The following is a 15,557-nucleotide window of genomic DNA, read 5'->3' as shown; positions in this document are numbered from 1 at the left end:
GTCCGGTAGGAGTTTGGAAAGGCCCCTCCGCCCATATCATGAATCCGAGCGATCATGCAGGGGCGCAGGGCCCCGCGCGCGCGGCTTTGCGGGCGGGAGTTCGGTTTTTGACAGGCACGCGAATCGACGCCGAAGACCTCGCGCTCGCCCTCAAGGGGCTGGGCGACGCGGCTTTCGTCTGGCGGCTCGCCGATGATCGGCTGAGCTGGTCGGAGAACGCCGAGGAGGCCCTCGACGCCCCCGGCCTCGCGCGGCTCGACACAGGCGCCGCCCTGCGCGCCCATCTCAACGACGAAGATTGCCGCAACCGCGATTCCTGGCTCTCCGAGCCTCAGCTGCGGGGCTCTCTGGTCAGCGAATATCGCTGGCGCGACTGCCCCGAAGGCGCCCCGCCCCGCTGGACCGAGGAGCGCCTGAGCTTCGTCGAGGATTCCAAAGGCCCGCGCCTGATCGGCGTGCTGCGCGACGCCAGCGCCCGCCGCGCCCGCGAGACCCGCCTGTCCTATCTCGCCTTCTTCGACCAGACGACCGGCCATCTCAACCGCCCGCGCCTGCGCGAGCATCTGGCGCAGGTCATCGCCCGGACTTTGGCGACTCACGGCTCGGCGGCCTATCTCATCGTCGGCCTCGACAATATGGCCGGGGTGAACGACGCCTATGGCTACGACGTCGCCGACGCCGTGATCGTGCAGCTCGGCGCGCGGCTGGAGAAGCTGCTCCGCGCCGGGGATTCCCTCGGCCGGGTGGCGGGCGCGAAATTCGGCGTCGCCCTGCCCGACCGCAGCCGCGCCGAAGTCGAGGAGCTGGTGGCCCAGATGCAGGCCGCCGCCCGCGATCCGGTGGTGCGGACTCAGGCGGGGCAAGTGGCGATCACCATCTCCGTGGGGGCGGCGCTGCTGCCCGACCATGGCCGCGCCACCCATGACGCCATGGCCGCCGCCGAAGAGGCGCTCTTCCGCGCCCGCGCCCAAGGCCCCAACAGCTTCATGATCTATGAAAGCCGGGGCGGCGGCGCCGAATTGCGCCGGCGCAACATCACCATGGCCGGACAGATCGTCACCGCGCTTCAGGAGGACCGAATCACTCTGGCCTATCAGCCGGTGGTCCGCTCCGACGATCCGAGCCGGCAGGCCTTCCATGAATGCCTGATCCGCATGCGCGATCCTTCGGGGCGCATCTCCTCCGCCGCCGACTTCATGCCGGTGGCCGAGCAGCTCGGCCTCGTGCGGATGCTGGACCGCCGCGTGCTGGAGCTGGCCTTCGCCACTTTGCGCGACATTCCGAAGCTGCGCCTGAGCATCAACGTCTCGCCGCAATCGGCGCTGGACCGCGATTGGATGCGGGCCTTGCGCGAACTCTCCGAAGGCCGCCGCGACCTCACCGAGCGGCTGATCGTCGAGATCACCGAGGCCACCGCCATTCACGACGGCGGCCATACGGCGGAGTTCATCAATAATCTGCGCGATCTCGGCTGCGCCATGGCCGTGGACGACTTCGGCGCGGGCTACACCTCTTTTCGCCATTTCAAGCGGCTGAAGATCGACATCGTGAAGATCGACGGCGTTTTCGTGAAGGGCGTGGATAAGAATCCCGATAATCAGACCCTCGTGCGCACTCTGGTCGAGATCGCGCGGAATTTCGAGATCATGACCGTCGCCGAGATGGTCGGAGAGGCCGAAGCGCCCATCCTGCGCGAATTGGGCGTGGATTGCCTTCAGGGCTATTATTTCGGACGCCCGGAGCTGCATCCTTCCTGGCTGCGCGATCTGGACCGCTCCCGGAGCGCGGAAGGCGCTTGACCCTCCGCGCCGGGGCGGCCTAACTCGGCGCATGACTCAGAGCCTCTCCCCCGAAGAGATCGCGCGTTTCGGCGCCGATCCGCAAGAGACCTTCGCCCGCAATCACGCCGGCCTGCGCGCCCGCATCGAGGCCGCCGCCGCCCGCGCCGGACGCGATCCGGCGCCCATCCGGCTGCTGGCCGTCAGCAAGACCGTGCCCGCCCATGTGTTGCGCGCGGCTCTGGCGGCGGGGATCGCCGATTTCGGCGAGAACAAGGTTCAGGAAGGGCTGGAGAAATCCGCCGAATTGGCCGGAGCCTCCATCCGCTGGAGCGTCATCGGCCATCTGCAAAGCAATAAGATCAATCAGATGCTCCGCTTCGCCCATGAATTCCACGCGCTGGATTCGCTGAAGCTCGCCGAGGCGCTGGACAAACGCCTTGAAGCCGAAGGCCGCGATCTTGAGGTTCTGGTTCAGGTCAACACCTCCGGCGAGGAGAGCAAATTCGGCCTCCCCCCCGAGGCCCTGCCGGAGTTCCTCGCCGCCCTGCCCCGCTTCGCGCGGCTCAAGCCCAAGGGGCTGATGACCCTCGCCGCCCTGACCGAGGACGAGGCCCGCATCCGCGATTGCTTCCGCCTGCTGCGGCGTCTGCGCGACGAAGCCGCCGGGGTCCATCCCGAGATCCGCGAACTCTCCATGGGCATGTCCGGGGATTTCGAGGCCGCCGTGGAGGAAGGCGCGACCATTCTGCGCGTGGGTTCGGCGCTCTTCGGCGCGCGGAGTTACGGCCCGCCGATCACGCCCGCCTGAAGTCCGGCCCCTTGACCTTTCCGCCGCCCCCCGCCTACCCATGAGCCTTCGGCGCGCGGGAGGGCCGCGCCTTCCCGAAAGCTGAAAGGCCTCGTCATGTCCGCAGTTCTCGACGCGCTCCACGCGCGCCGCTCGGTTTCGCCCCGTCGCATGGAGACGGGCGCGCCCGGCCCCTCCCTAGAGCAGATCCGCGCCATCGTAGACGCCGGATGCGCCGCCCCCGATCATGGGCTTTTGCGGCCTTGGCGCTTCATCTACATCCCGACCGGCCTGCGCGAGACCCTCGGCGAGCGTTTCGCCGCCGCCGAAAAGGAGATCCGCCCCGAAGCCTCGGCGGAGCATCTCGCCACGACGCGCATGAAAGGAATCTGGGGCTCGGAGACCATCGCGCTCATCGCCCGGATCGAGCCGGAGCGCGATCATATCTCCGAGACGGATCAATGGCTGAGCGTCGGAGCGGCCATGCAGAACATGCATCTCGCGGCCGAATCCTTCGGCTGGCGGGCCATGGTGATCTCCGGTCCGCGTCTGGAGTCGCAAACCCTGCGCGCGGCCTTCAAATTGGCGCCGGAGGAGCGTCTCGTGGGATTTCTGGTGATGGGGACGCCCGCCGTTCCCTTCCCTCAGCCGCCGCGCCCGACCTCCGCCGAGAAGCTGACCATCTGGGAAGGCTGAGGAAGGCGGCTCCGGGCCTTCGTGCTTCAGAGAAAAAGCCTCCGCCCTATCCGGGGCGGAGGCTTTCGAGCGTCTCAGGCGCGCCGGGCGGAGGCGGCCTTCGACGGCTCAGATCTCAATTCGCCTGACGGCGCAGGAAGGTCGGGATGTCGCGCGGAGATTCTCCGCCGCCCTCTTTCGCCTCGCGGCGCTCCGTCTGGGGCTCGTCGCGCCCGGCGCCGCTGAGGCTCTGGGTCATGCGGCGCAGCAGATCGAGGCCGCCGCCGCTGAGCAGCGAGCTGCGGGCCTGCTGGCTCGGCGCGGGCTGCTGCGGAGCCTCGGCGGGCAGAGCCGAACCGCGCGCCGGAACCGGAGCCGCGGCGCCCGTCTCCACCGAAGGATCCACGATGCGCTCCATGTTCGGGCGCAGGATGGATCCGGTCTCGGCGAGGGGCTGCGGCTGCGTCGCGACGGGGGCGTGGGCCTCCTCGACGCGGCTCTGAACGGGCTCTGCGCGGGGCGTCGGCTCCTGAACCGGCGCGCGGGCCTCGACCGGGGCCGGAGCGGGCGCGGCGGGCGGCTCGACGCGGGGCGCGGCGGAAGCCGTCTCAGTGGGCCCCCGCGAGCCGGGCGCCGAAGGACGAGCCGGCGGCGTGTAGGGCGCGGTGGCCGCGCGGCGGACCGCATTGCGCACGGAGGTGTTGACTCCGCCGCCCGGCTGCGGCGGCGAGGGCAAGGCCCGGCGCGGCGGCAGAGGCTCGCGGGAAGGGGGCTCGCCGCCGCCCGCGGCGGGCGTGTTCTTGAGGTCGGCGTCGATGCCCGTCGCGACCACGGAGACGCGCATGCGGCCTTCCATGGTGGGGTCGAAGCAGCTGCCGACGATGATGTTGGCCTCGGGATCCACTTCCTGACGAATGCGGTTGGCGGCCTCGTCCACCTCGAACAGCTTGATGTCGTAGCCGCCGGTGATGTTGATCAGCACGCCGCGCGCGCCCTGCAGCGACACGTCGTCGAGCAGCGGGTTGGCGATGGCGCGCTCGGCGGCGTCCACGGCGCGGGTCTCGCCGTCGGCTTCGCCGGTGCCCATCATCGCCTTGCCCATCTCGTTCATGACGGTGCGGACGTCGGCGAAGTCGAGGTTGATCAGGCCGGGCATGACCATCAGGTCGGTGACGCCCTTGACGCCCTGATAAAGCACGTCGTCCGCGAGCTTGAAGGCGTCGAGGACGGTGGTCTGCTCATTGGCGACGCGGAAGAGATTCTGGTTCGGGATGATGATCAGCGTGTCGACGTAGTTCTGAAGCTCGTCGATGCCCGAATCGGCCAGCTTCATGCGCTTGCCGCCCTCGAAGAGGAAGGGCTTGGAGACCACGCCGACCGTCAGCACGCCCATTTCGCGCGCGGCGCGCGCGATGACGGGAGCGGCTCCGGTGCCGGTGCCGCCGCCCATGCCGGCGGTGATGAAGCACATATGCGCCCCGGCGAGATGGTCGATGATCTCGTCGATGGTGTCTTCGGCGGCTTCGCGGCCGACCTCAGGGCGCATGCCCGCGCCGAGTCCGCGCGTCACGCCGTTGCCGAGCTGGACCCGGCGCGTCGAACGCGAATGGGTCAGCGCCTGGGCGTCGGTGTTGGCGACGACGAATTCGACGCCCTCCAGCCCCTTGTCGATCATGTTGTTGACGGCGTTGCCGCCGGCTCCGCCCACGCCGAAGACCGTGATCCTCGGACGCAGTTCGCTCTCTTCGGTGATTTTTAAGTTCAAGGCCATGCTCCGGCTCCGCCCGCTCAATCGATTTTTAACGCCTGCCTCGTTTCTTGTGATTCCGGAGAATAACGTAAAGATTCAAGCGCGTCACGGCCAAAAGGCCCCCTTTGGGGCGAAATTATGGTGCTGTCTCCGTCACTTGCGCCGAAAGCGCGGGGCGAAGTTCAGAAACAGGATGCGCGAATCGACGTAAACCACGCTGCGATTTAAGCTTCGCGCGACACGGTTGAATCCGGAATTCGTTCAGTCGCCGGAGGAGCGGCCGCCTGAGGGCCCGGTCGCCGGTTCCGGCCTCACCAGTTGCGGCGCCACCAGTCGAGCGCCGCCGCCGCGCCCGTCCGCGGCGCGAGGGAATCCAGCAAAGGGCCGATCCAAGCGTCTTCGCGGGCGCGCAGAGCATGGGCCGCCAGCCCCGCCGCCGCCGCGTATTCCGGCGCCGAAGCCCCCTCCGCCGCCGAGGCGGGACGAATCGGACGCCCCAGACGCACCCGAGGCCCGAAGACGGCCCGCGCCGCCTCCAGAGCGCCCATGGTCTGCGAGGCGCCGCCGGTCAGCGCGATGGGCCTGCCGCCGAAATCGCCGCCGAAATCTCCGCTGAAGCTTCCGCCGAACTCCGCCGAGAGCTTGCCGCCCGCCTTCAGCCGATTCTGAAGCAGCTCGAACATCTCGTCTAAACGGGGGCGGATCACCCGCTCCAGCGTGGAGCGCACCATAGGCGCCGCGCCCTCGCCGCCGGTCTTCTTGAGGCGCTCGGCCTCTTGGAATCCGACGCCCAGAGCCGCCGCCACGTCATAGGTCACATGAGCGCCGCCCATGGGCTCCACCTCGACGTGCAGCAGGCGTCCGCCCCGGAAGGCCGCCGCCTGAATCGAGCCGCCGCCCATGTCGAAGCAGAGCGCCCCGAGATCCAGCTCGTCGTCGCTGAGGCAGGCCAGCCCCGAGGCGTAGCCCGAAGCCGCCGCCCCCACCGGCTCGATCCCGCAGAGCCGCGCCGCCTGAGCCAAAGCCCCCAGCGCCGCCCGATCCACCGAGACCACCCGGATCTCCGCCGAAAGCCGCCGCCCCGTCTCGCCGCGCGGATCCTTCATGGCGCGCCCGTCCACGGAGAAGCCGACCGGATAGGCGTCGATGGGCTCGCGGGTGCGTGGAGTCGGCTCGGGGCGGCAGGCTTCGAGCGCCCGCGCCAGCTCCCGGTCTCCGATGGGGCCGCGCCCGAGACGCAGGCTCGCGGCGGCGGGCGCCAGACGCGCCAGACCGCCCACCGACAAAAGCCCCTGTTTGATCCGCACCCCCGCCGAGGCCTCGGCTTCCGAGACCGCGCGCGAGAGGGCTTCGGCGGCGCCCTCGGCGTCGAAGACGGCGCCGTCCGCGCCCACCCCGAGCGAGCGCGCCGAACCGGCTCCGATCACCCTCAGCCCGGAATAGAGGTCGGCCTCGCGGCCTTCGCCGCTTTTGGCCAAAGCCGCCGGATCGGCCTGCACGATCAGGACCGCCGCTTTGGAGGCCCCCATGTCCAGAGCGCCGAAAGGCCCGCCGCGCATCGCGCCGGCGAGCCTCTCCCGCAGATGTTTTTGAGCGAGGATCGGCGCAAGGCTCATGAGAAGGTCATTTTCGGGTTGGCGCGGGCTCCGCGCGAAGCCGCTCGCGATAAGCCTGCGCGTCTTCCGGCAGGCTCGCCACGAGCCCTTCGGCCGCGTTGGTGTAATTCAATTCGAGGAAGCTGCGTTGCAGCAAAGCCGCCCCGCGAGTCAATTCGCCAAGAGCGCGCATCGCCGCGAAAGGATCGGTCTCGGGCAGCAGAATGCGGCGGCCGTCGATCAGCTCGATGTCCCAGCGGCGCTGTCCGACCCGGGTCAAAGCCCCGATCCGCGACCGCAATTCCGGTCCCGCCGCCTCCAGCAGCCGCCAAGCCTCGCCGGAGGCGCGGTCGGCGCCCGCCCCCACCACCCAAGGCAGGTCGAGGCGTTCGGTGGCGTCCATCACCCGCGCGATGCGCGCGCCTTCGGAATCGATCAGCCAGAACTCGCCCCGGATCTGCCAGACCGCCGAAGGGACGCGCTCGTCCAGCGTGACGAAGACCTCGCCGGAATCGGCCAGCTCCACCGAGGCCGCGCGCACCCAAGGCGAGGCCTCCAGCCGCAGACGGGCGGCGGCGGCGTCGAAGCCCATGGCCGAGACGCGGCCGTCCGGCTCGATGCCGAGCGCGGTCTTGATCTCCTCGACGGAGAGGTTTTCGCGCCCTGTGACGTGCAGCGTATGGATGGCCAATTCGGGACGCTGCGCCATGCGGGCGCGGATCTCGCCGGTCTGGAGCGCGAAATCAGCCGGATCGCGGTCCTTGAGCAAAGCCGCCGCGCCCAGCGCGATCAGCCCCACGCCCAAGATCGCCCCGCCGATCACCCGCCAGCGCCGCGGCGGACGCGCCACGGCGGCGCGCAGCAGCCCGCCCTTCACCTTCTCCAGAACCTGAGCCGAAGCGGCTCGCGCCCGCGATTCGGCGGGCGGCGTCACCAGAGAGGCCACGCCTTTGTCCTCCAGCGCGGGGCCTTCCCAAGGATAGGGCGCGCTCATGCGGGCCACGGGCGGCGCGGCGGGAGTCGGCGCCGGAGCGCCTAAAGCGGATCCAGCCGCCGGGCTCTTGGCCGCCGGAGTCTTGGCCATCGGACTGGGGGCGGCGGGAGCGGCCTTCAACAAAGCCTCCGGCGCGAGGGCCGAGGCCGAAGAAGGGGAGGCCGAAGAGGGGGAAGCCTCCTTCGAGACCGCGCCCAGAGCCTTCCCCGCCTCGGCGAGCTTGCGCGCCAGACGCTCGGCCGCGGCTTGGGCGGCGTCGGGCTTCGCCCCCGCAGGCGGCGCGGCGGAGGAGGCGGAGGCGGGAGGCGCTTCGGTCATGGACATGGCGGAATCTTTCCTGTCGCCGGATTCGGGCGAAAGCGGGCGACGTCCAGAAAATCGCGTCCGCTTTGCCATAGCGTTAACGAGAGGCCGCTCCTGACCGCGCGCGCCCCGCGCGAGCTCCGGAACGCAGGTTTGTGAAGGCTCAGCGCCGACATGAAGCGTCCTCGACCATCCAGGCGACGAATTCCGGGAAGGAGATCCCCAGATAGGCCGCCTGCTCGGGCGCGAGCGAAGTCGGAGTCATGCCGGGCTGAGTGTTCATCTCCAGCAGCGCGAAGCCCTCGACGCCCTTGCGGTCGTCCCAACGGATGTCGGCCCGCGCGACGCCCCGGCAGCCGAGCGCCTGATAGGCGGCGGCGGCGATCCCCATGGCGGCGTCGAAGGCCTCCTCGGGCATCTCAGCGGGGACCACATGGCGCGAGCCGCCGAGCTTATATTTCGCGTCATAGTCGTACCAGCCCTCGGCGACGATCTCGGTGACGGTCATGGGCTCGCCCGCCCGCACCGCCACGGTCAATTCCCGGCCCGGCGCATAGGCCTCGACCATCAGCCGCTCCTGAAGGGCGCCCTGCACCTGAGGCGGCGCGTTGGCGCCCTCGCGCAGGACGTGCACCCCCACCGAAGAGCCCTCGTCATAGGGCTTGACCACATAGGGCAAGGGCATGAGATGGCGCGCGGCGATCTCGGCGGGGCTGGCCAGCAGGCTCTCCGCCACCGGCAGGCCCGCCGCCCGGAAAACCGCCTTCGACAAATGCTTGTCCATCGACAAGGCCGAGGCCCGCACGCCGGAATGGGTGTAAGGGAGCTCCATCAGCTCCAGCAGACCCTGCACGCAGCCGTCCTCGCCCCATTTGCCATGGAGCGCGTTGAAGACGGCGTCCGGTCGGGCGGCCGTCAGACGCGCCGCCAGATCGCGGCCCGCGTCGATCTCCTCCACCTCGTAGCCCGCCGCGCGCAGACCCTCCGCGCAGGCCGCGCCCGAAGCCAGCGACACTTCGCGTTCGGCGGAGCGGCCGCCCAACAAAAGAGCGATGCGGTGATGGCGTTTCTGGGTCATGCGCGGTCCTCAGGCTCCGGGTCGGGTGTCGGGATGAAGGTTAACAGCCTCGCCCGCAACCTCGGGAGAGGAGATTCCGTATGCTCGCCTTTCCCGCGCCTTTTCGGCTCCGTCCGGGATGGGCGCGGCCCCCGGCGCGGGCAGGCCGAGGCGCTTGATCTCCCAATGCAGCTCATGGCCGCTGGTCTCGAAGACGCGGCGGCGGACCTCCTCGCCGAGAGCCTCGACCTCGGCGGCGGTCGCCCCCTCATGGGCGATGAGGAAGTTGCAATGCTGCGGGCTGACTTCGGCGCCGCCGATCCTCAGGCCCCGGGCGCCGGCCTCGTCGATGAGCCGCCAGGCCGCGAGGGGCATGTGGCTTCCGTCCACGGTGGAGCGGCCCGCCGGATTGCGGAAGGTCGAGCCGCCCGTGCGGGCCTTCACCGGCTGAGAGGCCTCGCGGCGGGCGACCAATTCGGCCATGCGGGCGCGGACGGCCTCCGGCTGGTCCGGCTCGCCTTGGAACGTCGCCGAGACCGCCACGGCGCCCTCCGGCCAGCCTTGGGCGCTGCGATAGCCGAAGCGCAGATCCCCGGCGGAGATCTCGCGGCGAGTCCCGTCGCGCAAGAGGAATTCGGCGGAGATCAGGCGATCCTTGGTTTCGGTCCCGTAGCATCCGGCGTTCATGCGCAAAGCCCCGCCGATGGTCCCCGGCACGCCGCGCAGATATTCCAGACCGCCGATTCCCGCCTCGGCGGCGGCTTCGGCGGCGCGGGAATCCAGAGCCGCCGCCCCCGCCCTGAGCCGCGCGCCCTCCAGAGGCTCGACGGCGTTGAAGCCGCGCCCCAAGCGAATCGCGACTCCGGGAATCCCGCCGTCGCGGATGAGCAGATTGCTGCCCACCCCGAGGATGGTCAGCGGAACCGCCTCCGGAGTCCCGGCGAGGAAGGCCGCGAGGTCTTCGGGATCGGCGGGCGTGAAGAAGACCTCCGCCGGGCCGCCGACGCGAAACCACGTATAGGGCGCGAGCGGCGCCATGGGCGTCAGCCGCCCCCGGACCTCCGGCAGACGCGCGAGAAGCTCTTGGGCGGATTCAGGAGTGATCGGCGAAGACATCGAAGCCCTTCCTGCGCGAGGGAAGACGGAGGGCGAAGGGATCAGGCGGCGCCTTTGGCCTTCTTAACCTCCAGAGCGGCGAGCTCGGCGGCGAGGGCGTTGGCCCATTGCGTGATCGAGCCCGCGCCAAGGCAGACCACCAGATCGCCCGGCCGGGCTTCGGCGGCGATCAGCTCCGGCAGAGCCTCGGCGGAGTCCAGAGCCAGAGCCCGCCGATGGCCGCGCGTCCGCAGGCCCTCGACGAGATGGTCGCGCGTCGCGCCTGCGATGGGCGCTTCGCCCGCCGCATAGACCTCGGAGATCACGGCGACGTCGGCTTCGTTGAAGCAGCCGCAGAATTGATCGAAGAGATCATGCAGCCGCGTGTAGCGATGGGGCTGATGCACCGCGATCACCCGGCCCTCGCCCGCCGCCGCGCGGGCGGCCTTGAGCGTGGCGGCGATCTCGGCGGGATGATGGCCGTAATCGTCGATGATCCGGACGCCCTTCCACTCGCCCGCAGGGGTGAAGCGCCTTTTGACGCCCCGGAAGCCCTCCAGAGCCGCCCGGATCGCCGCGTCGCCGATCCCGAGATGCAGCGCCACCGCCAGAGCCGCGAGGGCGTTCTGCACGTTATGCTCGCCCGGCATGGGCAGACGCAGGCCCTCCAGACGGCGCGCCTCCTCGCCCGGCCAGCGGATCGCGACGTCGAAGACGGAGACCCCGCCCTCCATGCGCGGATTCTCCGCCATGACGTCGGCCTGAGGATTGAAGCCGTAAGTCACGACGCGCCGGTCGCGCATCCGCCCGACCATGGCCTGAACCTCGGGATGATCGAGGCAGCAGATGGCGGCGCCGTAAAAGGGGATGTTCGACACGAAGGTCAGGAAGGCCGCCTTGGCCGCTTCGAAGCTGCCGTAATGGTCGAGATGCTCGGGATCGATGTTGGTGACCACCGCCACCGTCGCCGGGAGCTTGAGGAAGGTGCCGTCGGATTCGTCGGCCTCGACGACCATCCAGTCGCCCGCGCCCTTGCGCGCGTTGGAGCCGTAGGCGTGGATCACCCCGCCGTTGACCACCGTCGGATCCAGCCCGCCCGCGTCGAGCATGGCCGCGCAGAGCGAGGTGGTGGTGGTTTTGCCATGGGTTCCGGCCACGGCCACGTTCCATTTGAGGCGCATCAGCTCGGCGAGCATCTCGGCCCGCCGCACCACCGGCAGACGCCGCGCGCGGGCCTCCATGAGTTCGGGATTCTCCGGCTTGATGGCCGAGGAGACCACCACCACCCGCGCCTCGCCGAGATTCTCCGCCGCATGGCCCGCGAAGACCTTCGCGCCGAGCCGCTCCAGCCGCTCTGAGATGGGACTGAGCTTGGCGTCCGAGCCCTGCACCTGATGCCCGAGGTTCAGCAGCACCTCGGCGATGCCGCTCATGCCGATGCCGCCGATTCCGATGAAGTGAATCGCGCCGATGTCGAGAGGAAGCGCCGCAGTCATGGAATCCGCCTCAAATCTTATATTTTTTACGATTTCCAGCGTTTTACGCCCCCGACGGCGGATTGGAAAGGCTTTCGGGGCCGCAGGGGCGGGCCTCAAAAGATCAGGAGGCGGCGAAAGCCCTCCGGAGGCGGCTTCTGCGGCGCGATGACGCGGAGGCGACGGCTTTCGCGGGCCGGGCCGTAGCATGGGGGTCGATTTCAAGGAGCACCCCCCGAACATGACTCTTCTCCCAGCCAGCCCCGACCGACGGACCTTGCTTCGTCTTCTGGCGGCCAGCGCGGCCCTGACGGCGGGCGGCGCCGCGGCTCCTCCCTGGGCGCGGCGCGCGGCGGCTCAGGCGGGCCTGATCGCGCCCAACGTCTGCGCCCTGACGCCCGAAGTCACGGAAGGCCCCTATTACATCGATCCCAAGCTTCTGCGCGCCGACATCCGCGAGGATCGCCCCGGAATCCCGCTCAAGCTGGCGATGCAGATCGTCGACGCCTCCTGTCGGCCCATGCCGGGCGCGCGGGTGGACGTCTGGCATTGCGACGCGGGCGGCGATTACTCGGGCTATGCGAATCAGGGCTCCGACGGCGTGACCGACACCAGCGGACAGACCTTCCTGCGCGGAACTCAGATCGCCGACGAGCGCGGCGTGGCGAATTTCGTCACGATTTATCCGGGCTGGTATCGCGGCCGCACGACGCATGTCCATTTCAAGGTCTTCGTCGAGGAGCGGACGGTCCTCACCGGACAGCTCTTCTTCCCCGACGCCCTCAGCGAATACATCTATCTCAACGATCCGCTCTATAAGCGCGACTCGACCCGCGACACCATCAACGCCCGCGACGGCATCGCCAAACAGGCGGGAGAAGGCTCCTACGCCGCCATCCGCGAGCAGGAGGACGGCTATGAGGCCGAACTCGTGGTCGGGATCGACCCCAACGCCGTCTCGCGGGACGTCGGCATGCCGGGCGGCCCCCGAGGCCCCGGCGGCGGACCCGGCGGGCGCCCTCCCGGACCTCCGCCCGAAGGATTCCCCGAAGGATTCCCGGAAGGATTCCGGGGCGGCCCGCCCCCCGGCCCCCCGCCCGGAGGTTTTCCGGGCGGCTTCCCCGGAGGCCCCGGCGGCTCCAGAACGCCGATCTCGCCTGCGGATCTGATCCCCGGCGCGAAAGGCTGAGGCCTGAGACGGGCCCCGGCCCGGACGCCGGAGCCCGAACCTCGGAGGGGCGCCCTTTATCGCCGGGCGCCCCTACGCCCTCCCCGGATTCTCACGGAGGAAGACCGCCTCCCCGGCCTCCCCGGAGCAGGGCGCGGCGGAGCGGCCCGAAGATCGAGACCGGCCCGCGTCGCTGGACGAATCTTCATGAGTTCCTCCATAATCCGGAAAGGCGAGGCGTTCACATTCCAGAGAAGGCCCGCCTTCAGGAGACCCTGTATTATGCAACGCCTGCTTTCCCTTTTGCTCGTCGCCGCGGTCGCGGCGCCTGTTCCCGCTCTGGCGCAGAGCCGCAAATCCGCCACGCCCGAGTCCGCCGCCGCCTCGTCGCGGATTCCCGCCTCCGACGTCGATTTCGGCGATGATTCCGGCCAATGGGCCAAGGACGGCGAATGCGACGACCCCCGCTTCCGCGGCCCCGGCATGACCGCCACCACGCTGCTCGACGCAGACATCCGCGCCGACGCCACCGATTGCCGCGCGGCCTATGAGGCCGGCGAGCTGACTCTGCGCGATCCGCCCGCCGAAGCCGTCGTCTATCAGGGGATCACGTTCGGCGACGATTCCAGCCAATGGGCTGAGGACGGCGAATGCGACGACCGCCGCTTCGAGGGCGTCGGCATGTCCAACCCGCCGCTGATGGCCGAAAACGAGCGCGCCGACGCCGCGGATTGCCTCGCGGCCTTCAAAGCCGGAAGCGTCCGGCTGCGTCCGGCGAAGATCACCAGCCCGGTCTTCTATCAGGGGATCAATTTCGGGACCGACTCCAGCGAATGGGCGCAGGACGGCGAATGCGACGACTCGCGCTTCGCCGGCGAGGGCATGACCGCCACGCCCCTGCTCGACGAGGACATCCGCGGCGACGCCTCCGATTGCCTTGAGGCCTTCAAGGCCGGGCGCCTCAAGCTCGCCCCCTGAAGCTCGCCCCCTGAGCCTGATGAGGCCATGAATGAAAAACGGCCGCCTTTCGGGGCGGCCGTCCTCTTTTTTGGGAAACGAGACGCCTCAGTCGAGGCGCACGCCCGCCTCCTCGACCACCGGAGTCCATTTCTCGGTCTCGGCGGCGACATGGGCGCGCAGCTCCTCCGGCGTCCCGGCGACGATCTCGGCGCTGAACTCGGCCATGCGCGCGATCACGTCGGGATCCTCCATCGCCGTGACCGCCGCCGCATGGATGCGCTCGATCGCCTCGGGCGGAGTCCCCTTGGGCGCGAAGAGCGCGTTCCACGTATAGGTCTCATAGCCCGGCAGGCTCTCGTCGATGGTGGGGATCTCCGGGAAGGAGGGCGCGCGGGTCTTGGTGGTCACGCCCAGAGCCCGCAGAGTCCCCGCCTTGATATGGGCCGAAGCCGAAGGCAGGTTGTCGAAGATGATCGGCACCTGTCCGCCGATCACGTCGTTCAGCGCCGGGCCGGAGCCCTGATAGGGAATATGCTGAATGTCGACGTCGGCCAGACTGTTGAACAGCGCCCCCGAGAGATGCAGCGGCGTGCCGTTGCCCGAAGAGGCGAAATCGTAATGGCCGGGCTCCTCGGAGCGGACCAGCTCCAGAAGCTCGTTCACGGTGGTCGGCGGGAAGCCGGGATTCACCAGCAGAACGTTCGGCACCACCACCAGCAGCGAAATGGGCTCGAAATCGGTCTGCGGATCATAGGGCTTCTGGCGCAGCATGAGCGGGTTCAGCGCATGGGTCGCCACGGTGGCCATGAGGATGGTGTAGCCGTCGGCGTCGGCGCGGGCGACGCGCGTCGCGCCCACGCTGCCGCCCGCGCCCGCCACATTCTCCACGACCACCGACTGGCCGAGATTCTCGCTCATCTTCTGAGCCACGATGCGCCCGACCACGTCCGTCGAGCCGCCCGCCGCGAAGGGAATCACCAGCGTGACCGGACGATTCGGGAAGCTCTGCGCCCAGGCGAGAGGGGCGACGGCGGGCGCGGCCGCGAGGCTCGCGCCGAAGGCCAGGCCCAGAGCCAAAGCCGCGCGGCGGGCGAGATAGGATGACTTCATCAAGAGTTTCTCCCTAAGAATGGCGGGTCGGACTGCGCCCCGCGTTCCCGCGCGGCGGATTTTTGCCTTATGATAAGCGCGTTCACGGTTCAGACAAGCGCGGCGAAGCCCGCGGCTCCGGCTCCGCCCCTGCGAGAACGCGCCGCCCGCTCGCGAGAACGCGCTTGACGCCGCTCCGGACGCGGGTTAGACACCGCTCCGTCGCGCGGACCTTCGGTTCGGGCGCGTCGAAACGGGCGGTTGTAGCTCAGTTGGTTAGAGTACCGGCCTGTCACGCCGGGGGTCGCGGGTTCGAGCCCCGTCAACCGCGCCATTTCGACGCCTCAGCGACTGACCTGTGCGGTTGTAGCTCAGTTGGTTAGAGTACCGGCCTGTCACGCCGGGGGTCGCGGGTTCGAGCCCCGTCAACCGCGCCACTATTTTTCCTGAAAATTCCGGAAGCGACGAAATCCGAGGCGGAAGCCTGCGGATTTTTTCGGCTTTTTCTCTGCGCTTCGGGCGCTTCTTCTGGATTCGCTCCGAAATTCACGACGCATGCGGATGAATTTGTTCTTGGGAGATTCCTTAAAACATAGTAAGAACATTCCAAGGGCGAAGGATGAATATCCGCCCGCAGGGCTCTGACCCTACGCGGCTTTCGCCCCTCCGGCGCTTTCCGGTCCCATCGGATCATGAGGAGGCTTCGGAGTCTGAATGGACCGCGCGATCCGCCCGAAATTTCGGATCGCGCCGCAGGTTTCGAGTTGATCGCGCGATCCGCCGAAAAGTCGTTCAAACTTTTCGGATCGCGCCGCAGGTTTCGAGTTG

The 15,557-nt window shown here is 69.1% G+C and carries 12 protein-coding genes and 2 tRNA genes; 7 read left to right on the top strand and 7 right to left on the bottom strand.

From position 1 onward, the window contains the following. The first annotated feature begins 107 nt into the window (after positions 1 to 107). The 3 genes from B161_RS17185 (at position 108) to B161_RS0107125 (ending at position 3,264) form a co-directional block, all read left to right on the top strand. On the top strand, positions 108 to 1,799 hold the full coding sequence (locus tag B161_RS17185; protein WP_018632681.1) for a putative bifunctional diguanylate cyclase/phosphodiesterase: 1,692 nt from the start codon (positions 108 to 110) through the stop codon (positions 1,797 to 1,799). A gap of 31 nt (positions 1,800 to 1,830) precedes the next feature. Further along, on the top strand, positions 1,831 to 2,589 hold the full coding sequence (locus B161_RS0107130) for a YggS family pyridoxal phosphate-dependent enzyme (protein ID WP_018632680.1): 759 nt from the start codon (positions 1,831 to 1,833) through the stop codon (positions 2,587 to 2,589). A gap of 96 nt (positions 2,590 to 2,685) precedes the next feature. Further along, positions 2,686 to 3,264 (top strand): nitroreductase family protein, encoded by a 579-nt coding sequence (locus B161_RS0107125; protein ID WP_018632679.1) that lies wholly within the window; start codon positions 2,686 to 2,688, stop codon positions 3,262 to 3,264. 115 nt (positions 3,265 to 3,379) lie between these two features. Here the strand turns inward: B161_RS0107125 and ftsZ are convergent, their stop codons facing one another. The 6 genes from ftsZ to murC form a co-directional block, all read right to left on the bottom strand. Beyond that, complete coding sequence (gene ftsZ, locus B161_RS0107120; protein WP_018632678.1) at positions 3,380 to 5,014, bottom strand: cell division protein FtsZ; 1,635 nt, start codon at positions 5,012 to 5,014, stop codon at positions 3,380 to 3,382. A 290-nt stretch (positions 5,015 to 5,304) separates the two neighbouring features. Next, positions 5,305 to 6,609 carry a cell division protein FtsA gene (locus B161_RS20185; RefSeq protein WP_018632677.1) on the bottom strand — a complete coding sequence of 435 codons (1,305 nt, stop codon included), beginning with the start codon at positions 6,607 to 6,609 and terminating at the stop codon, positions 5,305 to 5,307. Between the two features lie 7 nt (positions 6,610 to 6,616). Continuing rightward, positions 6,617 to 7,906 (bottom strand): cell division protein FtsQ/DivIB, encoded by a 1,290-nt coding sequence (locus tag B161_RS18725; RefSeq protein ID WP_018632676.1) that lies wholly within the window; start codon positions 7,904 to 7,906, stop codon positions 6,617 to 6,619. A gap of 142 nt (positions 7,907 to 8,048) precedes the next feature. Beyond that, a complete protein-coding gene (locus B161_RS0107105) occupies positions 8,049 to 8,963 on the bottom strand; it encodes a D-alanine--D-alanine ligase (protein ID WP_018632675.1) in 915 nt (304 codons plus the stop codon). 9 nt (positions 8,964 to 8,972) lie between these two features. Next, entirely contained in the window at positions 8,973 to 10,058 is a 1,086-nt protein-coding gene (murB, locus tag B161_RS0107100) for a UDP-N-acetylmuramate dehydrogenase (protein WP_018632674.1), read from the bottom strand. Positions 10,059 to 10,099: 41 nt separating this feature from the next. Continuing rightward, entirely contained in the window at positions 10,100 to 11,533 is a 1,434-nt protein-coding gene (gene murC, locus B161_RS0107095; protein WP_018632673.1) for a UDP-N-acetylmuramate--L-alanine ligase, read from the bottom strand. Between the two features lie 220 nt (positions 11,534 to 11,753). On the opposite strand from murC, the gene B161_RS0107090 reads away from it, so the two are divergent. Further along, positions 11,754 to 12,701: an intradiol ring-cleavage dioxygenase gene (locus B161_RS0107090; protein ID WP_018632672.1), complete on the top strand. Its 948-nt coding sequence runs from the start codon at positions 11,754 to 11,756 to the stop codon at positions 12,699 to 12,701. 261 nt (positions 12,702 to 12,962) lie between these two features. Beyond that, positions 12,963 to 13,658: a hypothetical protein gene (locus B161_RS0107085; RefSeq protein WP_018632671.1), complete on the top strand. Its 696-nt coding sequence runs from the start codon at positions 12,963 to 12,965 to the stop codon at positions 13,656 to 13,658. Between the two features lie 87 nt (positions 13,659 to 13,745). Here the strand turns inward: B161_RS0107085 and B161_RS0107080 are convergent, their stop codons facing one another. Further along, entirely contained in the window at positions 13,746 to 14,750 is a 1,005-nt protein-coding gene (locus tag B161_RS0107080) for a Bug family tripartite tricarboxylate transporter substrate binding protein (protein ID WP_018632670.1), read from the bottom strand. A gap of 236 nt (positions 14,751 to 14,986) precedes the next feature. Here B161_RS0107080 and B161_RS0107075 point away from each other — a divergent pair. Further along, positions 14,987 to 15,063: transfer RNA gene (locus B161_RS0107075), tRNA-Asp, on the top strand. A gap of 26 nt (positions 15,064 to 15,089) precedes the next feature. Then, positions 15,090 to 15,166, top strand: a tRNA-Asp gene (locus B161_RS0107070). Positions 15,167 to 15,557: the final 391 nt, after the last annotated feature.

The organism is Neomegalonema perideroedes DSM 15528, assembly GCF_000374145.1.
Taxonomy (GTDB): domain Bacteria; phylum Pseudomonadota; class Alphaproteobacteria; order Rhodobacterales; family Rhodobacteraceae; genus Neomegalonema; species Neomegalonema perideroedes.
This window is presented reverse-complemented; position numbering and strand designations above follow the sequence as displayed.